This window comes from Novipirellula artificiosorum (assembly GCF_007860135.1).
Taxonomy (GTDB): Bacteria; Planctomycetota; Planctomycetia; order Pirellulales; family Pirellulaceae; genus Novipirellula_A; species Novipirellula_A artificiosorum.
Map to the genome: position 1 here is coordinate 348,526 of NZ_SJPV01000008.1, position 25,809 is coordinate 374,334.

Consider the following 25,809-nt stretch of genomic DNA (forward strand, 5'->3'; position numbering starts at 1 on the left):
TTTAGCTGATGGCGGTGTTGGCTTGCTGCTGGTTGGAGGGCCAAAGTCGGAAGACTTCGGCTAGTTGTGATCATGACCGAGGTCTTGTCGACGTCGGTAAGGGGCTTGTTGCTGAAAGCGAATCGCTGACCGCAGGTCGCTTGCCTAGATCGGTCGTTTTTCGAGTTGCATGTTCAACGCGAGACCGCGGATCTCGTTCGTCAGTACATCGAAACTCGCTGGCGTACCGGCTTCGAGCGTGTTCTCGCCCTTGACCATCGACTCGTAGATCTTCGTTCGACCTTCGACATCGTCGCTCTTGACCGTCAACAACTCCTGCAAAATGTAGGCGGCACCATAAGCTTCGAGTGCCCAGACTTCCATTTCGCCAAAGCGTTGGCCACCAAAACGAGCCTTTCCGCCAAGCGGTTGTTGCGTGATGAGCGAGTACGGACCGGTGCTACGTGCGTGAACCTTGTCATCGACCAAGTGATGCAGTTTCAACATGTAGATGTAGCCGACGGTGGTTTCTTGTTCCATCGGTATGCCGGTTCGACCATCGGTCAAACGGATTTTGCCGTGAGCCGGTAACCCTGCTTCGGCAAGCGCCTGGTTGATGTCCTCTTCGCTTGCTCCGTCGAAGACGGGAGTGATCGCTTGGAAACCAAGCTTTGCCCCCGCCCAACCGAGGTGAGTTTCCAAAATCTGTCCCACGTTCATCCGGCTCGGAACGCCGAGTGGGTTGAGCATGATTTGGATGGGGGTTCCATCCGGCAAGAACGGCATGTCCTCGATCGGCAAGATCTTGGCAATCACACCCTTGTTACCGTGACGCCCCGCCATTTTGTCACCGACGCTAATGACTCGCTTCGTGGCAATGTAAACCTTCACCATCTGCAACACGCCGCTACGAAGCTCATCGCCCCGCTTCATGCTGTTGAGCCGGCGATCGCGAGCATCGATGGACGCTTCGACATTCGACCATTGCTGGTCGTAGACCTTTTGGACTTCTGATTTCTTGTCGGCCGATTTGACTTGGTCGAGGATATGGTCGATCCGGAAATTGATCGCCCGCTCTGCCACAAACTTCGGGTCCTGTCCATCGGCCAGCGGTGTGCCGGTCGCATCGGACAGCTTGACCCCCGCCGCCTCTTCAAGCTCGCGTACGAGCGACTCAAAGGTGCTTGCGACTTCGGTGTTGCCTTCGCTCTCGACCTTCTTAAGATCCGCTTCGAATACCTTTCGCTCATCTTCCGAAAGACTCATTCGACGCGAGAACTTTTGGGTGTCGATGACAATCCCTTCGATCCCGGAAGGAACTTCAAGCGAATCGTTTTTCACGTCTTCGCCAGCACGCCCGAAGATGGCGTGCAACAATTTCTCCTCAGGAGTCAGTTCCGTCTTGCTCTTGGGGCTGACCTTCCCGACCAGAATGTCACCTGGTTTGACGTAGGTTCCGACGTTGACGATCCCGGTTTCATCTAAGTTTCGCAGCGCCTTTTCCGATACGTTTGGAATGTCCCGCGTGAACTCTTCTCGACCCAGTTTGGTTTCGCGGATTTCGACATCGAAATCTTCGATGTGAATCGACGTGTAGGTGTCGTTGCGAACCAATTCCTCACTGATAATGATCGCGTCTTCGTAATTGAATCCGTCGAACGACATGAAGCCGACCAACACGTTTCGTCCGAGCGCCAATTCGCCGTTTCGAGTGGCTGCACCATCTGCGATGATCTGGTTCTTTTCGACCTTGTCACCGACGTTGATGATTGGCTTTTGATTCAAGCACGTTCGTTCGTTTAGGCCTTGGTACTTCTTCAGCTCATAGTGATCGCTGCCAATTTCGATTCGCGTCGAATCCGCATAGGTCACCTTGCCGGCTCGACGAGCACGCACCACCATCGCACTGTTGCGTGCCACTTCGCGTTCCATTCCGGTGCCAACAATCGGCGGCTCCGCAACCAACAACGGCACCGCTTGCCGCTGCATGTTCGATCCCATTAACGCGCGATTCGCATCGTCATGCTCGAGGAATGGAATCAAGCCGGCGGAAACACCGACCATCTGGCTCGGTGCGACGTCCATGTAATCGACCTGCTCGGGCTGAACGATTTCAAAGTCGCTGCGGAAGCGGGCAATCATGTTCGGACCCGCAACCAAAGCCCCGCCGACCACTTCGGTATCGGCCGGAGCGACGTACGATTCGCTCTCTTCATCCGCGCGAAGCCATTTGACCTCGTCAGCGACTTTGCCGTTTTTGATCAAGCGGTAGGGCGTCACCAAGAAACCGTAGCTATCGACGCCAGCATAAATGGCTAGCGAACTGATCAGACCGATGTTGGTGCCTTCCGGAGTCTCAATCGGACAAATACGACCGTAGTGGGAAATGTGGACGTCGCGGACTTCGAAGCCTGCGCGTTTTCGGTTCAAACCACCCGGACCGAGGGCCGACAAACGGCGTTCATGCGTCAGTTGGCTAAGAGGGTTGGTTTGGTCAACGACCTGTGAGAGTTCGCCACGACCGAAAAAGAAATCGATCGCCGCCGAAACGCTCTTTGGATTGATCAGGGAACGAGGGGACATATCCTGAGCATCCTTGATGCTCATCCGCTCTTGAACCGTTCGGCGAAGCTTCAAGAAACCTTTGCGAAGTTCTTCGCAGGCAAGTTCGTCGATGGTTCGAAGGCGGCGGTTCCCCAGATGGTCGATGTCATCAATCTCGGCGCCCGAATCGGGGTCGAACAAGTTGATCAAGTATTTCATCGCCGAGATCATGTCGTCGGGACGCAGCGTCATTTCCTCTTCGCTGATCTCCATCCCCAGTTTGCGGTTCAGTCGGAAACGCCCAACCTTGCCCAAACGGTAGCGGTTCTCGTCAAAGAACTTTTCCTGGAACAGCGTGCGTGCCTTTTCGAGCTGCGGAGGGTTGCCCGGACGGAGCCGTTGGTAAATCCGCAGCAGCGCCTCTTCGTGGCTGGCCGTGTTGTCATCCATCAACGTATTGAAGATCAGCGGGATCTTTGGCGATTCCATGCAGTCGACGCTTTTGACGCCGGCGGTACAAATGGTCTCGGCCACTTCCTTCGTGATCTTGTGGCCCGCTTCGACAATGATCTCACCGGCACGATCCGAATCGCTTGAGTAGATCACGTCGTCGACAGCAATCTTGCCTTCGATCTTCGCAGCGCTTTTGCCGCTGCTGATCTTGATGGTCATCGTCTCGTAGAAGGCGGAGAGCAAATCCGCGTCGGTGGAAAAACGCGGGTCCATCGCGCGAAGCAGCGTGGTCGCGGCAAACTTACCACTTTGGTCGATGCGGACCGTCAAGGCGTCCTTCTTCGTGACATTCACTTCGATCCAAGACCCCCGCTCAGGGATCACGCGGCAACTTGGCAATTTGCGGTCCGTTGTCGTGTCTTGTTCGAGAACAAAGTCGACGCCAGGGCTACGGTGCAATTGACTCACCACGACCCGCTCGGCACCGTTGATGATGAACTCACCTCCGCCCATCATGATCGGCAAATCGCCTAAATAGACTTCCTCTTCGACCGGTTCTTCGCGGTTGAGTCGCAACCAAATCCGTAGCGGACGGCCATAGGTGAGCCGAAGCTGACGACACTCCTGACTGGTATAGCGAGGTTTCCCCAATTCATAGTAGAGATAGTCCAGCGTGATGTTGCCGTCATAACTGGCGATTGGGAAAATCTCTCGCAACACGCCTTCCAAACCGGCTGCGTCACGCTGCAGCGACTCAGAGTCCGCCTGCAGGAAATCTGCGTAGGAGGCCGTTTGAAGCTCGGTCAGATCGGGAAGATCAAAGGTAGAAAGTCCAGTTCCAAAGTGACGAACGCTGGTGGGTTCAAGGCGACGCTTGGTCGTAGTTGCCATCTTGAGTGAGTGCTCCTTAGGAGGCCAAATTTGGCGGCCCGGATGAAATGAGGTTGCGTTTTACACGAAACGTTTTTCGATCAAACGGTGCCGAAGCGAATCGCAAATACACAAAAAGGCCAGTCGAGACGTTGAGCGCAAACCTTCAGACGCGAGAAAGTACTCGGGCCGAGGAATCAAGAAATTGCCGCATCCACTGGGCCAACAACACCAGAAAAGCGGTAAAACGGGGAAGATTTTGACGCGAAACGCAACAGCTAGGCCTGTGATCACTCTGAAACCGTAACAGATTCTCTGGATGTGGAAAAGGGCATCTCCGATAATTTGGCCCGGTTAATGCAGGAGTGGAGATTCGGACGCGGTTCGGTCCGCCGTCCGAACAGGAACAGCCGCCTTGGGACGGAACGCAAACCCTTCACTCAGCGAGATTTCCGACGACCGAGTGGCTTGGCGACGGCCGATTTTCCGCTGCGACCGACCCGATGCACCCAAACGGCGTCAATCGCTAGCGGGGGGCGAGAATTTGCGAAAAAGATTCGACAAATTGCCGGCTCCCTTATCGCGTCACCGTCCCCAAGTTCCACCACCACCGTTGCGGTTCGAGTTGCCCGCCCCGTTGCGGGGGAATTCTCCGATCCTGCCCTTCACGCTGACGCTCGCCCGGCGAGACTTCCGGGCCGAGGTCGGCGATCGTGATGGTTTCGGGGATGGTCTCGCCGAGGCGGACCAACACGCCACCGCTGGCCACAAGAATATGGTGAATTTTCCGGCCAAGTCGCGTCTCGTGCAGCACCGCCATGGTTTCAACTTGGCCCGGTACCGCCAAGGTCCACGGACGGTCAGAACCGAGTCCGGCAATCTCGTTGGTCAGCGAATGTTGCGGGGCGGTGGTTGCATACCGACGAGATAGTTCTGCGATGGCCGCGGTACGAAAGACCGACTCCAAAGCACTGTACATAGGATACTCGTCACAGATCGATTGCCAGTGCTCATTGAATTCGGCGACCCACTGATCACTCGCCGGATCGGTCGTCAAAACGCCTCGCTGACCCGTCGCGAGTGCCCGCTCATTCTGGCCGCTCAGACGAACCGGTCGCCCGCTGACAAAAAACACATGCTGCGAGGGATCGCAGAGTACTTCGTGCGGCGATGCGGTGAACCAAAGCCGAAGTAACAGATTGTGGGGTGGGCCAGCAGCCAGATTGGAGTCGATTGCGTCGAGGTAGTTGCTGGTCGCCTCGGGCATGGCACGTTCGCCGAGCGCCAATTGCTTCATGTGACGGTCCGCTTTGACCATCAAGTAACTCAGCATCGAATCCGCTGCAGTTCCAAACACCTCGACTCGCTGCATCCCGATCGCATCACGCAAATGCCCCGGAGCCTCACGGACGGGGATGTCGTTGCTGCGTATCTTCACCGCAAGCGAAGCCGCTTGTTGCAATCCGTCGGTGGTCGGATCGATGGTGCAACCAAAGGGTGCCTGTCGAATTGCCGACTCGAAACAGGCTTGCAAGAACTCGAGCCGTAGCGTACTGCGACCGGTTTTCTTGTCGCGGAACCAGCCTCGATGGTTCTCGATTCCGCCTACGGATCCGGCCAACACGATGTCATGGTCGTCTGAGAGAAACACAAGTTTCACTTCCGAAAGCCCTGCTAAGCAGAGAATCGAATCGGACAGCGGAGTCCCGGAGGCTTTCCGTTGGGCGTGCTCATTTGCCAGCCGTCGCAGCGATACAAAACGAAGATCGGCTGGTTGTTGCCATGCAACAAGATCAGCCGGCTCCGTGCGACGTGGTTGCATCACCCCGGCGGCTTGGTTGGCCAAATCGGTCAATTCGTCCGTTTGGTGTAGCTGAATCGTGTCCTTCGAGTTGACCCAAACGCCTTGCGGGTAGGGCGCCATCGTGCTGGTACCGCCCAGGTCTTGCCAAATCGTTGGCTCGACCGTCTCCTGGATCAACTGCATCAGTGATTGAAAGTCTGCCATCGAATTACCGCCCCGCGGGTCACGCTCGTTGGACGTGGCGTCCTGCGTCACAGGTTCCGAACGCGTCGATTGCGCGAGCAGGATCGGACTCGAGATCCATAGGACGCTGCAAAACGCAAGGCAGAGTTGGCCGATTCGTTGAACGCTCATGTTTAGCTCCATCCCCATTTGAAGGGTCCTCGCCCAAGGGCCCTACGACAATCGACCGGCAGACGAGTAAAATACCGGCTTCGTCCATTGGTTCTCGCATCCCCCACTCAACAAAACAAGCAAAATCACCGTGAATGTCTCTGAATTTCTGGAAAAGAACTTTCGCCACTTCAATGCACGCGAATTGCTTAGCGCTGCGAAAAGCTACCGAAGCTTCGTTTCGAGTGAGCAAAATGGCAAGATGATGGTGACCTTGGCCGGTGCGATGAGTACCGGGGAGCTTGGTATTTCGCTTGCTGAGATGATCCGCCAGAACAAAGTCCATGCAATCACCTGCACCGCGGCAAACTTGGAAGAAGACATTTTTAACCTTGTCGCCCACGACGAATACCGCATCATCGAGGATTGGCGGGCGTTGTCGGTTGCCGATGAGGTCGCGCTTCGCGACGAAGGGTTCAATCGCGTGACCGATACTTGTATCCCGGAAACGGTGATGCGGCACATCGAGCGGAAATTGTTGGTGCTGTGGCAACAAGCTGCCGACAGCAAGGCGATGAAGATGCCGGCGCAGTTCATGTTCGATTTGCTCGACGATGAAGACCTCGTCCAGCACTACCAAGTTCCACGAGAGCATAGCTGGGTGGCCGCAGCGAAAGATGCGGGGATTCCCGTTTTTGTGCCTGGTTTCGAAGACTCGACCCTCGGCAACATCTACGCAGCTCGTGTTTACGAGGGTAAAGTCGCCAACCACCAAGCGATCGCTTCCGGCACCCAACAGATGGAACAGCTGATCCGCTGGTACAAAGCGACGTCACCGCAAAACCCGATCGGTTTCTTTCAAGTGGGCGGCGGGATCGCGGGTGACTTTCCGATTTGCGTGGTCCCGTTGATGATTCAAGATTTGAAACTCGACATCCCGTTGTGGGCTTACTTCTGCCAAATCAGTGATGCGGTCACCAGTTATGGTGGCTACAGCGGGGCGGTACCGAACGAGAAGATTACCTGGTGCAAGTTGGAACCCGAGGCGCCAAAGTTCATGATTCAAAGCGATGCGTCGATTGTCGCGCCACTGATCTTTGCCTATGTGATGGGAATATGATCTTTTACAGTTCTGTCAAGGCTTGAATGTGCCTCGGTCCGGTACCGCAGCATCCACCGATCAAAGTTGCTCCGATTTCGACCCAGGTTCGAGCGTATTGTTGGTACTGGGCGATGCCCGCTTCGGTGAGCGGTTCCCAGCCGATTCGCTCTTGCAGGGAACCGGCGTTGGCGTAGACGCCGATTGGGACGGCGATTCCCGTGTTCGCGATCGCTTGGAGGAAACGAGCGGATTGGCTTGCCGGCGTGCAGTTGACCAGAACCGCCGCGGCGCCGGCCTCGACCATTTGCAATGCGGCCTGGGCCATTTGCGGTGGTGTCATCAAATCGGTATTGGGTCCGGCCGTCAGCGCAACCCAGGTTTCCAAGCCGGTTCGGACAGCTTCTTCGGTTGCGATTCTCGCCTCGCGCGGACTTGGAAAGGTTTCACAAATTAAGAGATCGCACCCCGAGTCGACCAGTTGGGTTGCCATTTCACGGTGTTCGCTTCGAGGGTCCCGCGGCGACAAATCGGGACGGTAACAATCATGGATCGGGGCGATGCTGCCCGCGACACGATGGGTCTTCGGCACCGATTGCTTGGCGATTTGAACGGCTCGATCCGTCATTTCTCGCCAAGGCCTGCCGACCGCTCGGCGGCGAGTGCGAAACGTATTGGCCGTGTGAATGGTCGCGCCGGCCGCGACATAGTCGCGATGGATTTGGGCGATCGTTTCGGGGGCCATGCGAATCGCCTCGGCACTCCAACTTGGGGAATCGATCGATACGCCGCGAGCACTCAGTTCGGTTCCCAGCGGGCCATCGAGAATCGTGAGGGGTGACTCGCTCGCAGAGGGCGACATCTCATGGTTCCACTTTCGGGCCAAAATGCTCCAACGCAACCACTTGAGCACCTTTGATGTCGAGCTTTCCCGTTCCTAGCAACGGGATCCGATCCACTTCCAGGAAACTGTCGGCCGATGGGATGAATAGGTTTGGCATGCCCGCCTTGTTCAATGCCGCTCGCACTTCGTCGTAGTCTTTGGCCGGTGGCTTGAATAATACCACCAATCGCTCGCCCTTTTTCAGATCCGGAACTGCCGTGACGCAAACACGTTGACCATCTTCCTCGTCGTTGTCATCACCATCGCTAAACAATTTGGCCAATTCGTCTTCAATTCTCACATGCGGCACCATTTCGCCGCCGATTTTTGAAAATCGACTTAGCCGCCCCGTGATATGCAAAAATCCCTGATCGTCGACGTTCGCGATGTCGCCGGTGACGTACCATCCATTCTGGATCGCTTTCTCGGTCAATTCGCTCTGGTTTGCATAACCTCGCATCACGTTCGGCCCGGTCACCAACAACATGCCGTCTTCGCCGGCTCTCCGTTCTGTCCCGTCATCGGGCGAAACAATCTTTGCCGAGATTCCTGGCAAGGGACGGCCAACACTTCCTTCGAGGCGATCCGACTGGTAAACGGCATTGGAACGAGACGGTGGAATGTTGACCGACACCAATGGGCTCAGTTCCGTCGTGCCATACCCTTCGATCGGTCGAACGCCAAACTTCTTTTCAAACTCATCAAACAGATCGGCTGGCATCTTCTCGGCACCCGCAACCACCACATCGAGCGATTTGAATTGCTCGGGGGAAACCCTGCGAAGGTAGCTGCGCAAAAACGTGGGTGTCCCCAGCAACACCGTGGCTTGATAACGCTGAACCAGTTTGCCGATCTGTCGTGAATCGAGCGGGTTGAAATGGTAAACGCCCGCGGGCCCAAGCGTGTTGACCGCCCACAGCGTGACGGCGTACCCAAACGAATGAAAGAAGGGCAGGATGCCCAACACGACGTCACGGTCGTCAAGTTTGATGGCGCGCTCAATCGCGTCTACATTGTGACTAATGTTCGCCTGGCTCAGCATCACGCCCTTGGGCATTCCCGTGGAACCGCTGGTGAAGATGATGGTCAGCAGATCGTCTTTGTCGATGCGCCCGAGTCCCAACCACCAGTCGAGCACCCGTGCCGGCAGCAGCCGCGCTTGCAAGAAACCAACGACCTTGTCCAGGGTCGTGATCTTCTCTCGCAGTGAATCCAAGGCGACCGTCTTGGCATCGAGCTTGAGGTCCAACTTGCTGAGGAACTTTTCGCTTGTCAGAACATGCTTGATGCCCGTGTCTGCAATGCAATGGTTCATCACGTCACTCGAAACGGTGTAGTTCAAGTTTGCGGTGATCCGTCGATCCAGTGCCAAGGCGACATTGGCGGCCACTCCTGCAACACTCGGTGGAAGCAAGATGCCGACATACGCTTCGTCTTTCGATAACACCTCGCGGCGCAGCAGCCGGCGAAGGACCAAGACTCGGACGAGCATGTCGCGAGCGCTGACTTCGGTACCCAGCGAATCGGCACACTGAAGCCTGCGGCCACGTCGTCGCCAGACCCGAATGATTCGACGGGCAAGAACAGGAAACGCATCGCGATGTTCGATCGTCGCTCGGGCGCCCAATTGTTGGACCTGCGAGCGGATCAATTCCAAAGGAGTCCCGTTTGGCTGTGGCGTGCCGATATAGAGCGTTAAACGCCGACGCAATTGGGTTGGCCGTTTCCAGAACAGTTTGCCGCCGGAAAAACTAAACAGACTGCCCCACATGCCATCGAGCCACATCGGGACGACCGGTGCATCCGTTCCTTTGGTGATCTTGCTGATCCCCGCCTTAAATGCTTGCAGTTGCCCCGTCCGCGAGATGGTACCTTCGGGAAAAATGCCGATCGCGTCCCCTGAGTTGAGCCCCTCTCGAGCGGCTTTCAGGGCTCGACCAATCGATTTCGGGTTGGTCGCTCGCATCAGGATCGTGTCGAACCCAGCACCCAAGTACCGCGTGATCGGATGCTCGAAATTCTCGGCATCCACCACGAAACGGACATTTTTGGGGAGCATCCAGAGGATCAGAATTCCATCGATCCAAGAAACGTGGTTGCTGGCGACGACGTACCCTCCCTCGGACGGCAAGTTCTCGAGTCCGATCACTTGTTTTCGATACAGCGTCGCGAGCAGCGGGGCCATGAACCCGCGAATGAACTTTCGTGGGAAAAAGATGGCGGTCGCGATGATCAAAACCATCAAGACCGCGACAATCAGTAGGCCAATTTGCAATCCACTCACGCAGTTCTTCTCTCGAAAAAGTGTTTTCTGGGTTTAGCCAAAACAGGGCTCCCCTCGGTGGTGATCCGCGTTTCCACCCACTACACCATAAACCACCGGGGCGGTCTGTGAAATTACAGGGAGTTGCCAACCCAGAGACAGAGAGCCCGTCAGGCCGGGTCGAAACGCGAATCGAACGAAAAAAATCAATGACCCGCTTGATTGCTTGATCGGCTCGTTTTGCGGTAGTGGGATTCGCCAGAATTCCTGCGTTTTATGGCGTGATGGAATTCTGGCGAATCCCACTACGTCAGAAATCAAGCAATCAAGCGGGTCATTGAAAAAAATCAGGCCGCGTCGTTGAACAGCCGTCCGCCGCCACGCTGCCTTTCCTCGCTGCTGCCAACCCCGCCTACGGAGGATTGGTAGGTGGGCGGAGCATCGGCACCCGAAAGCAGTCGCAACACGTCACTGGAGAAGCTGGCCAAGTGATATTGGCATACAAACAGCGACAGTGCGCAATGGTGAGCCATGGAAACGGTCGCGGCAACCTCCTTGCAGCGTTGCATCAGTGCCAAGTCCGATGCCGTCCCGGTGCTCGCCAATTTCTCGATCAACGTCGTTCCTTTGGCGGGAGCGTCGGCAGCGGACAACAGCGTCTCACGCTCGGCCACCATCGATTCGAGTTGTCCAACGGCAGCGACCCATTCGCTGATCTGGTCCGGCAACGCGGACAGATTGACCGCAGACGTACGGAGTCGAGCTTGTGACAGAGACATTTCAAGGGTCCCTGCGATCTGTTCCAGTTGGTCCACATACGTGGAAACGCGATCAAGCCAGGCGGTGTGTGTCATCGAGGTGGCGAGGGTGAGTGAAATCGGTTTCTGACAGGAAGCTTGCTGATGACAGTCACGCCGCCCTACGGCAAGCGGTTCATCTGAAAAAGCTCAAACATTGGATCGGCGAGGGTGCTGGCAGAGGATTCGGTGAGATCCTCGACGATCAATTGGTCCATTTGTTTCTGAAAGACCTCTTCAGTGCGCCCCCCATGAAAGTAGGCTGGTTTGCCGACGGTTTTTCGCATCGACGCGAGCATGCTGCCAAACATGGTCTCACCGACAAATTGAGTGAACGCTTCTTTCATTTCATCCTCGCCGCCAGCAGATGGCAATTTTGGCGTGGATGCGTGGTCGTACTGGGACCGTAGCGTATCAAACGACGATGAGGGAATGTTCATGGAAAGCCTTTGACACTATTGGAATACAACTTCGCCATACAGATCGCCTTTGCGTTTCAGCGTCTTGATGATCGCGATCAGATCTGATGTCGGGACATCCAATGCGTTGAGTGCATCGGCCAAGTTTTTGAGTTTCGCCGTATCTTTTTCACTCACTTTATCATTGACTCCCACCAAGCCACCGACGCCGCCCGCTTCGATCCGCAAGTTGCGATGCGTGACCAAGACCGGCGCGACTTCAACATCTTTGCCGATGACCACAATGCCTTCGCGTTCGTTGATGACCACACGGGACGAATGGCTTGCCAATTGGATCTGTAGATTCAGAAGCAATGAGATGAACTTGATCGGATTCTCGCGGTACAGCGACGGAATCTGCACCCGGACGTGCAATTGGTCAATGGCCTGGGCTCCCCCCTGTGTCGCCGCAGAGGAGGAATACCGATTGGAAAACCGTCCGGATTCGCCGAGGGTCAGTGCCAGTAAACCGTTCACCTCGTCTTCGATCCGCTGCGTATTGTCAAAGCTCGCGAAATCGCGATCGAGGATCAAAGTGATCTGCCCATCTTGCTCAAACGCAGCCGGTACGGTCGCTTCCATTTTTGCACCGCCTTGGATCGTCGCGGTCGTCGCCGGTCCCTCAAGGGTTAGCCGCATGGGGCCTTGCGCAATCGCATACACCGTTGGGTTATCCGCTCGAGGCCCAAGCAAGGGCGTCATCATCAAGTAGCCGCCTTCGAGGCTTTTGGCGTTGATCGCGTTCACCGAGACGTCAAGCAGATCGCCGTTTTGGGATCCGACGGCTGGGATTCTTGCAGTCACGAATACCATTGCGACATTTTTCGCGTCACCCACGTCACGGAGGTCGAGTTGCCCTAAGGAGTCGAGCGCCATGGGGCCACCCATCAATTGCATCATTCGAGAAAGCGCTCGCGCCGTGGGAGCCGCATCACTGTCGCCCGTTCCACGCAGGCCCACGACCAACCCGAGTCCTTGCAGCGTATTGATTTCTTGGCCTTTGAGACGGCACATGTCCCCCAGCCGTAAACTCGCAGCTTTACCGGATCGCTGAAAACCCATGCAACCGACGAACACACAAACGACGGCCAGGATACTCCAAGGTCGTGATGAAAGCGTCTTGCTATTCGTAAAGTTCATCCGTATCGAAATCCTAAAAGGGTTGCACGCGATCGAACCATCGGCTGAACCAGCCACGTTTGTATCCGTCTCGCAAATGCCCCTGATCTTCCTTGCGGATTTCGAGATCAATCACATCGCGACTGAGCACGGTATTGTCGGGAGCGATATCTTCCGCACGACAAATCCCCGACATCGATGTTTCCCAAAGGTTGTCGTTCACTCGGATCGTCTTGCGAGCTTCGAGCACAAGGTTGCCGTTGGGCCGGATGTCAACAATGGTCGCGGCGATATTGAAGGACAACGATTCTCGTGATTCGACCGACGACTCACTGCGAAATTGATTGTTTGATTCGGTCGCAACACTCGGATCACCGCCCTCTTGTGGGTCCGGTCGCAAGCTAAAATCTTCCAACTGAATCCAATCGCTGACGATCGCTTCGTACATGGTCCGCTTGCGGCTGTCCGCACTCCCTTCGGCCATCATTCGCGTGATCTCGTCGATGCGAATCGCAATGATGTCATTCTTTTGAAAACGTCGTAATTGTGGCGGCGGCTGGTACGTCCAACTGACGCCACTTAGCATCGTAGGCGGAGCGCCCGGATTGCCTTGCGTCATCGACCGAGACGGTGGCTGCGGTGTGTAGGCGTCGTTGGAGGATTGCAGCGGCTGCATCGTCGCGGTTTGTCCGGGCGCCGAATAGGCAGACCCTGAATAAGCAGGGCCCGTGTGCTGGGGCAGCGGTTGCCGTAGCAGCGAACTGTCTTGGGCAGCGGCAATGGGCATTGCCAACAACGCAGCGCAAAGCAGCAACAGGATGGATTTGAGTTCGCTCATTCGTTCTTACTCCGTCCTGGGGGCACGAGTGACGATTTCAACCAGTCCGCTGCTGACAACACGTGCGACAAGACGTTTACGAGGATCGAGTGTTTCGATTTCAATCAGATCGGATTCCGAGCCATCACATTGGGCTTTTGCATTGGTCGTCACACTGATGGCTCCATTGATAACGCGGACTTCCAACAGGTCACCGCGTCGAACCAAGGTGGGTTTGCCGACGCTGCCATATCGAATCGGTTCGCTCGCACGCAGACTGCCCTTGCTTTCGGTGCCAATCAGATCGGAGACGTCGGTGTAGTACGCATCGTCCCATTCGGCGAGAGGAATCGGTTGCTTGGTCAGGTCGCCTGGACCAAGTCGGACGCCGCTCCGAATGCTTCGGGTTGGCACGATCGCGACAGGGTTCGCGACGATCGTTGCAACCAACTCGGCTTCGATCGGCCCTTCGAGTCCCAGCGAGACGACTCGCAAGACAACCTCGCCTTCTTGGATGCCCGAAACGAAGGTTGCCTGCTGGATTCCTCGAGCCCGCACGAGCCCATGCATTGCAGGCTGAGTTGGATCGATCGTCAACTCGTAACGATCTTGAAAATCCCGGTCGTCGCGATCGATGGTTTGCTTGATCCAGCGGATGATTCGCTCGGCGAACGCGAGATCAATCGCGGGCGTGTCCGCATCCACTGCGACTCGGTATTGGGTTTGTTGTACCGCTTGTGATCTCGATGGGTTTCCCTGTTCATAGTGAACCTGTGAACGATTGGATCCAACCCAATGGATCGTTCGTGGGGTCGCTTCGGTATGCTCAATCACCTTACTCAAACGGTCTCGATCGACCTGCATCGGTGTTCCATCCACAGGAACCAAACCAACGGCGGTCCGGGCCAAACGTGGCCAACCCGGCGTGTTCGGATCGAGTGGCACGATGACGTCGCTGAGTCGCACGATTGGCGACTCTACGATCACGTCCGGCTTCATTCGAAACGTCCACGAAGTGTCCTGGCCAATCGTCGTGTTTTGAGTGGACGGTTTTCGCACGGGGACGAGCGAAGCGGTTTGGGCAAACGTGTGCGGCGTCACACCGAGCATGCCGAATGCAGCGGCCGCGATCATGGCCCAGGATCGATTACGAGCATGCATGAAATTCAAAGGAAAGCTGTCACGAGTAAGAGGGGGTTCGATTAAGATCACGCTCTCAAGACGGTTGCGTTTTGCAACGAACGTAAAAGAAGCGTGCTAAGCAGCGAGCACCAAGGCCTGCGTTAGAATCGTCTTAGATTCGAGATATTCTGCATCACTTGATCACCGGCTTGGATCGCTTGGCTGTTGAGTTCAAACGCTCGCTGTGTGGTGATCAAGTCAATCAATTCTTGAACGGGTTCGACGTTCGATGCTTCGAGGTTCCCTTGCACCAACGTACCAAGCCCTTGTTCACCTGGGTTCCCTGAAATCTCTTGCCCAGATGCATCGGTTTGCAAGTACATGTTTTCGCCCATTTTTAGCAACCCATCGGGGTTAATGAACTGAGCGAGCTCAATTTGCCCGACGGTTGAAAGTTCCGCATTGCCCGGTTGCCGGACCATGATTTCGCCACTGCCGTTGATCGTTATGGCTGAGGCGTCTTGAGGAATCGTGATCGGTGGTTCAAGCAGACGGCCCGTTTGCGCGGAGCCAATCACCAGTTGCCCGTTAGCATTGATATCGAGATTTCCTGCTCGTGTGTACATCGTGTCTTGCGTCGATGGATCGATCGTCTTCAAATAGCCGGAACCGCGGATCGCAACGTCAAGTTCGCGACCGGTTTGTTGAAGCGTTCCTTGGCGTTGGTCGGTTTGGGTGCTCGTCACTCGCACGCCAAGTCCGACTTGGGTTCCAACTGCGGTTGGGTTCTGGCTTGCGTCTTTCACGCCCGGGTAGACTTCCGTGCGATAGAGCAAATCCTCGAAATTGGCTCGGTCTTTCTTGAAGCCCGTGGTGTTGATGTTTGCCAAGTTATTGGCAATCACATCCAATTTGGTTTCCATTGCCCCCATGCCGGTGGCAGCGGTGTACAGCGATTGAACGCTCATCTGAAACTCCGTTTCAATCCATTGAATTTTGGTTACGACTGCAACACACGGCTGATCAGCGTGCCCATCACACTGTCTTGGTTTTGGATCATTCGCACGTTCGCTTCGTACGCACGTGATGTCTCGATCAATTCCACCATCGCCATCGTCGGGTTGACCGACGATTGCTCGACCTCCCCTGCTACTACCTTTCGCTGGTCGCCGGGGACAAGATCAAAGTCGGCAAGCGGTTTGAACAAATTGCCACCGACGTGAGAAAGGTCGCCGAGGCTTTTGGGTTTCGCTAGCATGATCTCGAAACGATTGCCACCCTGTTGAATCCGCCCCTCGGGAGCAACGTGATAGGGAACACCCGGTTCAATTTGGATCGCTCGGCCGTCGCTGCCGAGTACTTGATCGCCGGCGGGATTGATCATTCGGCCGCGAGAATCAAACACGAACTCTCCCGCTCGCGTCATCATTCGTTCGTCGCCACGCTGGACGACAAAAAAAGAATCGGCGTCATTGATCGCAAAATCGGTTTCATTTCCCGTCCATTTCAGCGGGCCTTGATCGAACTGGGTCTGGGCATGCTGGATCGTCACGCCACCTCCAATGTCGTCCGCACCCCCGAGACCGGGTTGCACGTCGCCTTCTTCGATCAATTCCGCGAAGCGTGCCTGCAGAATGGTTTGCTGAGGCTTGTAGCCGGGCGTTTGCGTGTTGGCCAAATTGTTGCTGAGTACCTGCAATCGGTGGCTCTGAGCATTCGCACCAGAGGCCGAGAGATAGACACCGTAGGGCATAGGTCACCAGAATGGATCGGGATCGAAAACGATTTACCTAGAGCCCCCGATGTTGGGGTAGCACTTCCATCGCGGTCGAAGCAAGGGCAATCGGTGAAAGTCCGTGGTCGTGGGGGGGCGTCTCGTTTGGCCGATCGGATCAAATCAGCGAATCGAGCTCTTCGGTCAACGTCTTGAATCGCTTGAGCGTCGTCGCCACCGGTTCGGGGCTGGTCATGTCGACGCCCGCGTCACGAAGCAGGTCCAGCGGATCCTTGCTGCATCCGCCCGACAAGAACTGCAAGTAATCGTCTAGTTCCTGCGGACCACCTTCGAGCACCCGTCGCGAAAGCGCCACTGCGGCGCTGAGCCCCGTAGCATACTTGTAGACATAGAATGCTCGATAGAAATGGGGAATACGAAAACACTCGCGTTCCAATTCCTCGTCGACGACGAAGTCCGGTCCAAAGTAAGCGTCGAGCAATTCACGATAGACACTTCGAAACGCTTTTACCGTCAACGGTTCACCCGCTTCGGCCATTTCATGAGTGATCTTTTCAAACTCCGCGAACATGGTTTGACGCACGACGGTCGCACGAATCCCATCAAGTTCGTTATTGATCAGGTAGGCTCGCTCGTTATCGTCCGTCGCATGCTTGAGCAAATGGTCCGTTAACAGCTGCTCGTTGAACGTGCTGGCGACTTCGGCCACAAAAATCGTGTAGTTGTAGTACTCGAAGGGTTGGTGCCGTGCGGAATGCCAACTGTGCATCGAGTGGCCGGCTTCATGGGTGAGCGTGAAGACATCGTTGAGCACTTCTTCCTTAAAGTTCATCAAGATGTAAGGGTCGGCATCAAAGGTGCCACACGAGAAAGCGCCGCTCTGCTTACCTCGATTGGGGTAGCGATCCGACCAACGGCCGCGCAAGCCCTCTTCGAGAACCCCCAAATACTCCGAGCCAAGCGGGGCGAGAGATTCGAGGATCACCGCAACGGCTTCCTCCCAGCTGTGGTGCTTCTTGATATCGCTCAGAATCGGCACGTACGTGTCATAGTGGTGGATTTTGTCGATGCCCATTTTTCGGCGTCGAACGTCAAGATAGTGGTGGACGTTGGGCAGCGAATCTCGAACGGCGGCAATCAAGTTGTCATAAACATCGACCGGCACGTTGTCGGGAAACAACGACGATTGCAGGCTACTTTCATAATTCCTTGCCCGGGCGTAGTAGACGTCTCGCTGGATGTTGCCGCCAAGGGTCGCAGCGAGCGTGTTTTCATGTTGGGAGAACTGCTGATAGTATTGATGAAATGCCTTGCGACGAACTTTGCGATCCGGGCTGATGAGCAATTGGCCGAACGTCGCGTGCGACAATTCGATTTTGCGGCCGTGATGGTCCTCGATCTCGCCAAATCGTAAATCGGCATCGTTCAATTGGCGAAACGCATTGCTGGCGGCCGATGCCATTTCTCCCTGCATCGCCAACAACCGTTCTTCGCTATCGGACAACGTGTGCGGCCGATAGCGGAGCAGTCGTTCGAGTTGTAAGCGATAGAGCGAAAGGGTTTCGTCATCCATCAACTGTGACATCCGTCCTTCATCGACCGACAGCAACTCGGGACGCATAAAACTGGCGGCTTGCCCTGCTCGAACGGCCAGGTTTTGAAAACGCATTTTCATCCCCTGGCTGTGGCTGTCTCCCTGGTCTTCGGTGGTCTTCAAGAACGCATACGTCCCAATTCGCTCCGCCCTACGATCAAAGTCACTGTCAAATGCGAGCGCTTCAGCCAAGACCGTCGCCGATTCCGCAAGCCGACCACGATAAGTCTCAAAAACGGCAATCTGTTCCTCTAATTTCTTGAACTCCGTTTCCCACGCCTGATCGTTCGGAAAGAGGCTAGACAGATCCCAGCAGTATGCTGGATTGACATCGGTTCGGGCCGGCAGCGTCTCGGTCGTCATGAATTCAATTTGGCTTGAAAAGAGGAAGAAAAGGGCCCAAGTAATCAAAAGATCAGCAACTTGGCCGTTTGGCGGTCATTGTAGCGAACAAGACCAAAATGGAACGCCCCACCCACAAGAACCGGGGCGTTTGAGAAGACGTTGCCCGTTCAATCTTCCTGATCGAGCAACGAGCGGTGGATTTCCGGCCGTTTGCGAGATTGATATCGAAGCGTTCGGATCGCGTCGAGTCCAGCCAACAGGACGATCGTCATCAAGCTTAACGCAACACATGCCCAGGCCCCCATCCAAACAGTGCCGGGCCCAGCGATTGCCGCAACGATGGAAAAAAAACCAGACATCCCAAAAATCAGATGCACCCAGCGACGCGAACGTCGGCGTCGCGAAAGGTATTGACGATCCAATTCACCGTCGAAGGACTCGTGTTGCCAGCCGTGTTGGTCGTTGAAATGCAACCAAACCGCAAAGCCAATCAAGGTGAAGCCAATCAGAACACTACCAGCAAACATGGGGGACCAACCAAAATCGTTCAATCGAAGCGGGAACCCCCAATCATCGGCTAATCGAGGGCTCGCGCCAACAACGCCCCGATCATGGCAGCGCCAAGGCTACGAGTTTCCACTCGCTGGCCACTTGGGATCGTGATCACTCGCCCACCACGCGCATCCGCCGACTGCGGACCGAACCGGTACGGTGAGGCATCGCCATAGGGCAAGGGCGTCCGTCGCAGCGATTCGTATCGCATCGCCGAACTTCCGTAAGGCTGACGATCGGAATCGAAGCCAGAATAATCACGCGAACGTGGCCTCACGGGACTTACGGCAGCCGATGGGGCGACCGGAGACAAACTCGGTTGTCGCTGAAAAATCGGTTCTCCGTACGTCGGGTCCGTGGGTACCGGCCCAGTGGGCACAGGCTCAAGGTACACAGGCTCTGCGGGCAGAAGTTCACGTGCCTGAGCGGAGTCGCTGTAGCTTCTGTATTCATACTCAGCAAATCGGAACCGGATCGCAGCGGCGTACTGAGTGTATGCACACTCGACCTCTTGCCAGCAAACCGCCAATTCAGGGTTTCGCGGGTAGCAGGGGCGTCCAAACAAGGCACTGCGCACGGTCTGATGAAGCAGCTGGATTTCTTCCCATCGATACAGCAACCGGTTCAAATCGCGTGCGTGCCTCGATTCACTTCGCAATCGGCTCGTCGCGTCCTCCAATCGGTCGACCAGACGCTTGTCATCGCGATGGACGTATCGTAGCCGCAGCACGTCGCGCTCGAAGTGGACCACGGCATCTCGGTAATCATCCGCTGCTCTGTACAGTGTCGGCTCATGGCCTGCCTTGGCAAAGGCAGCGACGAACAGGGTGGTCGACAAAAAAACAGATGTCATTTTTAGGAAACGGTGCATGGTCGGTCAGGGCTTTCATGGGGGGGAAAACAAAATGGGAATTTGGTCGATGTGAACGACACTCTCCTAACCTTGCATCAATGATGCCAAAACGGCATTCCACGCGATCCTGATTGGAATTGCACCGTGAAACACGGTGTTTTCTTTCCGAATTACGTATAGAGTGTGGTCATTTGAGCGCTTTCAAACCGACAACACTCCGGTTCGTTCTGATACGAGAATTCGTCTTGCCCAGAGGATCCGGCTGGCGGTATAGCTAGTTCGGCAAAACCGTTTATCAGACAAGTAGACAAGAAATCGCGAAATTTTACCCTCAAGGACGATGGGATGAATGTACGGCTCTCAAGCTTAGTGGCCCTGGTTGACGGCAAACTGATTGACGGCACGGCAGTGGGCCATCGCGATTCGCTCTGTACCGGGGCATTTCCGCTTGGCGACGAATCGAGTGGTCAGGTCACGATGTTGGACGATCCGCGGCGCGTCAGCCAATTGGCGGATTCCGATGCGGTAGCGGTCGTCACAGCGACCGAGTTGCCGTCCGCGCCGATGGCGCAGCTGGTCGTTAAGAATCACCATGCTGCGTTTTCCAAAATCGTCTCGTTCTTTCGCCCACCCCTTACGCGTGAGTTGCCCCTTTCCGGGGCGGATCGGTCGGCAACGGTAGCGGAATCTGCTCACGTGCATCCCTCTGCGATCGTCGGTGCAAACGTCACCATCGGCCAACGCACGCGAATCATGCCTGGCGTGGTGATCATGCCTGGCTGTGTGATCGGCGAGGATTGCGTCTTGTTTCCGGGTGTCACCCTTTACGAATACACTCAAATTGGTGACCGGTGTGTGATTCATTCGGGCACGATTCTTGGCGCCAACGGCTTCGGGTACCGCCAGGAAAACGGTCGACACATTCCGACCGCACAACTCGGCTTTGTCCAACTCGACAATGATGTCGAACTTGGGGCCTGCGTGACGATCGACCGAGCGACCTACGGACGGACGCGAATTGGTGAGGGGACGAAAATCGATAACCAAGTCATGATTGGCCACAACTGCCGTATTGGTCGTCACAATCTGCTGTGTAGCCAGGTTGGAATCGCCGGCAGTTGCACGACGGGTGACCACGTGATCTTGGCCGGCCAAGTGGGATTGAAGGATCACATCCATTTAGGAGATCGGACGATTGTCGGTGCCCAAGCGGGCGTGATGGAGGATTGCGTAGGGGATCAGGTTTATCTCGGATCCCCGGCAACGCCGCAACGAGAACAGATGCAAATCATGGCAGTGGAGCGTCGATTACCAGAGATGCGACGTGAACTCAAAACCTTGCGGCGGGACATGGAACGTATTGTCGACACATTCGAACCGGTGCCCCCAGCAGAGCCGATCGACCGCCGCAGCAAACGAGCGGCGTAAACGATTTCGGCTGCACCCACTTTTTTGAAACCAAGAACAGCTTACCGATCATGCCACGCCCCGAAACAAAGCGAATTACGCCACCGCCGATTGGATTGATTGCCGGATGGGGGCGTTTTCCGATTGAGGTTGCTCGTGCGATTGTCGCTGGCGGTGGCAACGTCTGTTGCATCGCGATTCGGGGTCACGCCAGCGACGAGCTCGAAGCCATTTGCGAAAGCGTCAAATGGTCGGGTGTGGGTCGAGTCGGCGGCCACATTCGGCACTTTCGTCGTAGTGGTGTTGAGCAAGTGGCCATGGCGGGGAAACTGTTTAAGTCCGACTTGTTGTTTAGCGGTTCGCTATGGCTACGGCATTTGCCTGATCTTCAGTGTTTGCGAACGTTCGGCCCGTTGTTGTTTGGACGCAAACGGGACGCGCGTGATGATCGCTTGTTGTTGGCAGTTACGAACACTTACAACCGTAGTGGGCTGCAGGTTTGTGCCCCAACCGATTTTGCACCGGAGTTACTTGTGAATCATGGCATGTTGACGGGACAACGTCCCAACGCGGGTAGGTCGCGAGACATTGAAGTGGGGTGGCGTGTTGCTCGACAAATGGGTGGCATGGATATCGGGCAATCGATCACCATCAAAGACGGTGCGGTCATCGCCGTGGAAGCCATCGAAGGGACCGATGCATGTATCGATCGGACCGGTGAATTGTGCCGGCGTGGTGGGTGGACGCTTGTGAAAGTGAGCAAGCCGAACCAAGATATGCGCTTCGATGTTCCGACGATTGGTCCACAAACGGTCGATCGAGTCCACAAAGCGGGCGGCACGACGATTGTGATCGAAGCCGACAAGACGATTTTGGTGGATCGTGACGAGACCCTTGCGAAAGCGCGCCAAGCGGGAATCGCGATCGTTGCGATGAAGGAAAGTGATTTTCAATGCAACCGAGTCGAAGCGGCCTGACGTCTCCGCTGATCGCGCTGACGCGTCCACCGGCAAAGCTCAATCTGTTTCTCGAGCTGTTGCGAAGACGAGAGGACGGTTACCACGAGATTGACACCATCATGGTCCCCATCGATTGGTCGGACACGCTGAGGCTACGTCGGATCGAGCGTTGCGGAATCAACCTTTCGGTCAACTGGTCTCCCTCGATTGAAATCGTCGCCGCTCGATTGGGCATCGACGCCAAGTCCGAGCCCGACCGGTTCGATCAGGTCTTGGCGATCCCCACCGATGGACGCAATTTGGTCCACCAGGCATTGGGCCGATTCCTCGATCATTTTGATGTCAGTGGCGGGTTTCAGTGTGAGTTGGTCAAATCGATTCCAGCCGGTGCAGGGATGGGCGGGGCGAGTAGCGACGCCGCCGCGGCGCTGCGATGTGCGGCCCAGCTACACGGGATCCCCCTCAATCACCCTGATCTGTCCCGTTTGGCATCGGACCTTGGAAGCGACGTGCCCTTCTTTCTTGGAATCGATGGCCAATCCTGTCTAGCCGCGAGAGCCACGGGGCGTGGAGAGAAGGTTGCCCCTATTGGCTTCTCTTCGCAAATTGACGTCGTTGTCGTCTTTCCTGCGATCAGTTTGTCGACCGCTCGGGTTTACTCTCAGGCGACCGTTCCGAGCGATATTGAGACGCCAGACCGATTGATTGATGCCCTCCAGGGTGGGAAGTTGGAGGGGATTGCCGGTGGTATTTTGAATCGGTTACAGGGACCCGCCTTAAAAATAGCGTCTCAAATTGAGGAAATTCTAGAATCGATGTGGCGTTGTGGGCTGATAGGGTGTCAATTAACGGGAAGCGGGTCGGCATGTTTCGGCTTCGTACCGTCGCGAGTGGATTCGGTGCGAGCAGCAGAATGGCTTCGCAGCCAGTTGGAACCGGGGGCCATCGTCACTTCGGCCCGTTCGGTCCCCGTGCCGTCGTTGATCGAATTGCATCAAAGCGCATCGCATTGAGATCGCTCAGGATGCGAGTCGATTCGGATTGAGCCAAGTTGAACATTATCAGAAGCATCATTCGCCGAGTCGGACTCTCGAGGTCGCTTCACTCAAATCGGGCGCTCACGCCCAACGGTTAGGGAGGGTTGAACCGTGGAAATTACTGAAATTCGTATCAAGCTGATGGAATCGTCCGAAGATCGACTGCGAGCGTTCTGCTCGATCACGATCGATGGGTGTTTTGTCGTCCGTGACCTGAAAATCATCGACGGTGCAAACGGTCCGTTTGTGGCAATGCCAAGTCGGAAATTGACGGGACATTGTCAACGTTGCAGTCATAAGAACCATTTGCGTGCGACGTACTGCAACCATTGCGGGGTCAAACTGCAAGTCGACGCCGATCTGGATTCACCTCAAAAGCTTTATGCTGACGTCGCCCATCCAATCAACAGCGAATGTCGCGAGAGCATTCAATCAGCAGTGATCGAGGAATTTGATGCCGAACTTGCCCGTTCTCGCGAACCGGGGTACCGGTCTCGATACGACGATGATTTTGGTTACGAGGAGGGCGACTCGACCGAAACCGCAATCATCGATAGTGACGAGTCGGAAACCGAGGGCTCGAGCGGTCCCCGTCGACCGCACTTTCTCGATCCGCCGACCCGAGAGCGTGTCAGCATCGAGGAGGACGAAGACGATTTCGGTGCAGGGATTTTTTAGCGGCTCACCTTGGATCTTGCCCTGCTGATGTTGCCATTGCGATGACCCACCCTCCGCTTCGACGACGCCCGCCTCAGATTAGCCTCGGTTTTATGATGCTGATGATGCTGATTTTTGCATTGATCTCGGCCGGGATTCTTTACGCCTCGCGAGTCCCGGCGGTGCGAGATGAGCTCAGCCTGTTGATCAAGGGAACACCTTCCGGAGCGATCGGCAGCAGCGAGGATGGCCGCTTTGCCCATATCGTCTTTATCCTGTTCACGTTCACGTCGCCGTTAATCCTTGCCGGCGTTTTGTCGAGTGGCATGGCGGCGCTTCGGTGGTTCCAGCAGCGTGGGTGATGCGAAAGCAATCGACGTATCCGACTTGGCCGCGGCCCTCGGCAAATGGACCTTTTCGGCTGACGAACTGACCGAGTTGGCAACGTCGCTTCGACGCAGGCACTCAAGTATTCTGCGGCTTCGCCCCGAGCTTGTCGCCGCTTCGCTTGAACTGTCGCTGGCGCCGATCGAGTGGTACTCGTTTGGCTATCGGCCGACCGATCCCTTGGCTCGACCGTCGCGATGGTTGCCCTTTGCCGCTGGCGACTATTACCTCCAAGATGCGGGATCGCTGCTAGCGCTTGCTGCCGCAGAACTCGATTCTCAGCGATGGCATCCCGCCAATCTTGTTTGTGATTTGTGTGCAGCCCCTGGTGGTAAGGCATCCGCCGTTGCCGAACAATTGGGGCCCGCCGGTTTCTTGCTTGCCAACGAACCGATCCGATCTCGCCTTCCCGCATTGGTTCACAACCTCGCTCGTACCGGATCGGATCGGTTTGCGATCAGCAGCAGGGACCCCGCCGATTTGGCGAGTGAGTTGCCGGGGTGTTTTGATCTCGTCTTGGTTGACGCCCCGTGCAGCGGGCAAGCGCTGTTGTCACGAAAACGCCAATCCACGACGGCGATGCAATCGAGCCAGATTGAGCATAGCGCGGCACGGCAGCGTCGGATTTTGTCGTCCGCCAAGTCGCTGCTTCGCCCCGGGGGACGGCTCGTCTACAGCACCTGCACGTTTGCGACCGCTGAGAACGAAGATCAGGTCAACTGGATGGTCGATGAACTCGGCATGACGGTGGACCCTGTCGACCGGTTGCAGGCGTATGCATCGGATCTCGCTCCGGCCAGCTACCGATTGTGGCCACATCGACATTCGTGTGCTGGCAGCTTCGCCGCATCGCTGCGTCGAGGAGACGAGGCCGTCGAACGGAGAACCTATCGGACCCAACCATCGGTCAAGGTTGAGAGGGACCTTCGCCAGTGGTTCGACTTTTCCGACGAGGCACATCGTTGGTTCGGTTCCAATGCGAACCTCTATGCGATTCCGAGTGATGCACCCGAGTGGGTCGAACGCGTTGCCGATCAAGGTTGTGAAATCGCCTATCGTACCGGCAAGGTTTGGAAACCGTCGCATGCCGCTGCCTTGCGCCGCAGCGGTCCGCTACGCAGCCAACAAGCGATCGATGTCGACGCGACCCAGGCTCGATCCTATTTGGCGGGATCGCCGATCCCGTGTACCCTTCGCGGATGGAGCGTCGTTCGGCTCCATGGGCGACCGCTCGGTTGGATTAAATCGGACGGGCGAACGGGAAAGAACCATTTGCCGGCTGCATCACGATTCGCGAACCTCGACAGCGGTCGGTGATTTCCTGCGATGGCCAGCGAAAATCGCCCGTGCACGCTTGAAGCGGATCAACAAAAAAAACACCGTGCGTCCCATGGGACACCCGGTGCGATAAACTTCAATGAAGGAATCGAAAGATCAGCATTTCAGCCGATCAAAGCGACTACTCTCCAATAACCTGCACGTTTTCCGCGCGCGGGCCTTTGGGGCCTTTTCCAACGTTGTACGAGACAAGTTGACCTTCTCGTAAATCGTCGTAGCTGACGCCTTCAAGCGCCGAACTGTGAAAGAACATGTCGGTACCGGTGTCGGTTTCAATGAATCCGAAACCTTTGTCAGTAATCCGCTTGATCTTGCCTTCTGCCATCTTCTCTACCCAATACTCTCTAAACAGGAATGCGCTTTGGCCAAGTGAAACGCTCACTGACCGCGACCGCATTTGGAAT

Annotated in this window: 22 protein-coding genes; 7 read left to right on the forward strand and 15 right to left on the reverse strand. The window is 55.9% G+C overall.

Annotation, left to right across the window (positions count from 1 at the left end; translation table 11 throughout):
• Window positions 1-144: 144 nt before the first annotated feature.
• Window positions 145-3,867, reverse strand: a complete 3,723-nt coding sequence (gene rpoB / locus Poly41_RS21745; RefSeq protein WP_146528830.1) for a DNA-directed RNA polymerase subunit beta — start codon at window positions 3,865-3,867, stop codon at window positions 145-147.
• Between the two features lie 556 nt (window positions 3,868-4,423).
• Window positions 4,424-6,004: a DUF1598 domain-containing protein gene (locus tag Poly41_RS21750; protein ID WP_197231511.1), complete on the reverse strand. Its 1,581-nt coding sequence runs from the start codon at window positions 6,002-6,004 to the stop codon at window positions 4,424-4,426.
• Window positions 6,005-6,134: 130 nt separating this feature from the next.
• On the opposite strand from Poly41_RS21750, the gene Poly41_RS21755 reads away from it, so the two are divergent.
• Complete coding sequence (locus Poly41_RS21755) at window positions 6,135-7,103, forward strand: deoxyhypusine synthase family protein (RefSeq protein WP_146528832.1); 969 nt, start codon at window positions 6,135-6,137, stop codon at window positions 7,101-7,103.
• Window positions 7,104-7,107: 4 nt separating this feature from the next.
• On the opposite strand, the gene Poly41_RS21760 is transcribed toward Poly41_RS21755, so the two are convergent.
• The 12 genes from Poly41_RS21760 to Poly41_RS21815 all read right to left on the reverse strand — a co-directional run bounded on the left by Poly41_RS21760 (window position 7,108) and on the right by Poly41_RS21815 (window position 19,620).
• Entirely contained in the window at window positions 7,108-7,944 is an 837-nt protein-coding gene (locus Poly41_RS21760; RefSeq protein WP_146528833.1) for a homocysteine S-methyltransferase family protein, read from the reverse strand.
• Between the two features lies 1 nt (window position 7,945).
• Complete coding sequence (locus Poly41_RS21765) at window positions 7,946-10,249, reverse strand: AMP-binding protein (protein WP_231615837.1); 2,304 nt, start codon at window positions 10,247-10,249, stop codon at window positions 7,946-7,948.
• A 326-nt stretch (window positions 10,250-10,575) separates the two neighbouring features.
• The gene (locus tag Poly41_RS21770; RefSeq protein ID WP_146528834.1) at window positions 10,576-11,082 is read right to left on the reverse strand and encodes a hypothetical protein; all 507 of its coding nucleotides are present in this window, start codon (window positions 11,080-11,082) and stop codon (window positions 10,576-10,578) included.
• 65 nt (window positions 11,083-11,147) lie between these two features.
• Window positions 11,148-11,465, reverse strand: a complete 318-nt coding sequence (locus Poly41_RS21775; protein ID WP_146528835.1) for a rod-binding protein — start codon at window positions 11,463-11,465, stop codon at window positions 11,148-11,150.
• Window positions 11,466-11,480: 15 nt separating this feature from the next.
• Window positions 11,481-12,545 (reverse strand): flagellar basal body P-ring protein FlgI, encoded by a 1,065-nt coding sequence (locus Poly41_RS21780; RefSeq protein ID WP_146528979.1) that lies wholly within the window; start codon window positions 12,543-12,545, stop codon window positions 11,481-11,483.
• Window positions 12,546-12,636: 91 nt separating this feature from the next.
• Complete coding sequence (locus Poly41_RS21785) at window positions 12,637-13,440, reverse strand: flagellar basal body L-ring protein FlgH (RefSeq protein ID WP_146528836.1); 804 nt, start codon at window positions 13,438-13,440, stop codon at window positions 12,637-12,639.
• 6 nt (window positions 13,441-13,446) lie between these two features.
• Window positions 13,447-14,580: a flagellar basal body P-ring formation chaperone FlgA gene (gene flgA / locus Poly41_RS21790; protein WP_146528837.1), complete on the reverse strand. Its 1,134-nt coding sequence runs from the start codon at window positions 14,578-14,580 to the stop codon at window positions 13,447-13,449.
• A gap of 122 nt (window positions 14,581-14,702) precedes the next feature.
• Window positions 14,703-15,509: a flagellar basal-body rod protein FlgG gene (gene flgG / locus Poly41_RS21795; protein WP_146528838.1), complete on the reverse strand. Its 807-nt coding sequence runs from the start codon at window positions 15,507-15,509 to the stop codon at window positions 14,703-14,705.
• Between the two features lie 32 nt (window positions 15,510-15,541).
• Window positions 15,542-16,294: a flagellar hook-basal body protein gene (locus Poly41_RS21800; RefSeq protein WP_146528839.1), complete on the reverse strand. Its 753-nt coding sequence runs from the start codon at window positions 16,292-16,294 to the stop codon at window positions 15,542-15,544.
• A 139-nt stretch (window positions 16,295-16,433) separates the two neighbouring features.
• Window positions 16,434-18,233 (reverse strand): oligoendopeptidase F, encoded by a 1,800-nt coding sequence (pepF, locus tag Poly41_RS21805; protein WP_146528840.1) that lies wholly within the window; start codon window positions 18,231-18,233, stop codon window positions 16,434-16,436.
• A gap of 149 nt (window positions 18,234-18,382) precedes the next feature.
• A complete protein-coding gene (locus Poly41_RS21810) occupies window positions 18,383-18,742 on the reverse strand; it encodes a hypothetical protein (RefSeq protein WP_146528841.1) in 360 nt (119 codons plus the stop codon).
• 50 nt (window positions 18,743-18,792) lie between these two features.
• On the reverse strand, window positions 18,793-19,620 hold the full coding sequence (locus Poly41_RS21815) for a hypothetical protein (RefSeq protein ID WP_146528842.1): 828 nt from the start codon (window positions 19,618-19,620) through the stop codon (window positions 18,793-18,795).
• Between the two features lie 345 nt (window positions 19,621-19,965).
• Here Poly41_RS21815 and lpxD point away from each other — a divergent pair, with 345 nt between their 5' ends.
• The 6 genes from lpxD to Poly41_RS21845 all read left to right on the forward strand — a co-directional run bounded on the left by lpxD (window position 19,966) and on the right by Poly41_RS21845 (window position 25,384).
• Window positions 19,966-21,048 carry a UDP-3-O-(3-hydroxymyristoyl)glucosamine N-acyltransferase gene (lpxD, locus tag Poly41_RS21820; protein ID WP_146528843.1) on the forward strand — a complete coding sequence of 361 codons (1,083 nt, stop codon included), beginning with the start codon at window positions 19,966-19,968 and terminating at the stop codon, window positions 21,046-21,048.
• A gap of 50 nt (window positions 21,049-21,098) precedes the next feature.
• Entirely contained in the window at window positions 21,099-22,004 is a 906-nt protein-coding gene (locus tag Poly41_RS21825) for an LpxI family protein (RefSeq protein WP_146528844.1), read from the forward strand.
• Window positions 21,980-22,999: a 4-(cytidine 5'-diphospho)-2-C-methyl-D-erythritol kinase gene (locus tag Poly41_RS21830; RefSeq protein WP_146528845.1), complete on the forward strand. Its 1,020-nt coding sequence runs from the start codon at window positions 21,980-21,982 to the stop codon at window positions 22,997-22,999. Before Poly41_RS21825 ends, Poly41_RS21830 begins: the two co-directional genes overlap by 25 nt.
• A 135-nt stretch (window positions 23,000-23,134) precedes the next feature.
• Complete coding sequence (locus tag Poly41_RS35745) at window positions 23,135-23,701, forward strand: SpoVG family protein (protein ID WP_146528846.1); 567 nt, start codon at window positions 23,135-23,137, stop codon at window positions 23,699-23,701.
• 41 nt (window positions 23,702-23,742) lie between these two features.
• A complete protein-coding gene (locus Poly41_RS21840; RefSeq protein WP_146528847.1) occupies window positions 23,743-24,042 on the forward strand; it encodes a hypothetical protein in 300 nt (99 codons plus the stop codon).
• Entirely contained in the window at window positions 24,035-25,384 is a 1,350-nt protein-coding gene (locus Poly41_RS21845; RefSeq protein WP_231615839.1) for a methyltransferase RsmF C-terminal domain-like protein, read from the forward strand. Before Poly41_RS21840 ends, Poly41_RS21845 begins: the two co-directional genes overlap by 8 nt.
• A 142-nt stretch (window positions 25,385-25,526) precedes the next feature.
• Here Poly41_RS21845 and Poly41_RS21850 read toward each other — a convergent pair whose 3' ends face one another.
• Window positions 25,527-25,787, reverse strand: a complete 261-nt coding sequence (locus Poly41_RS21850) for a cold-shock protein (RefSeq protein WP_231615840.1) — start codon at window positions 25,785-25,787, stop codon at window positions 25,527-25,529.
• Between the last annotated feature and the right edge of the window lie 22 nt (window positions 25,788-25,809).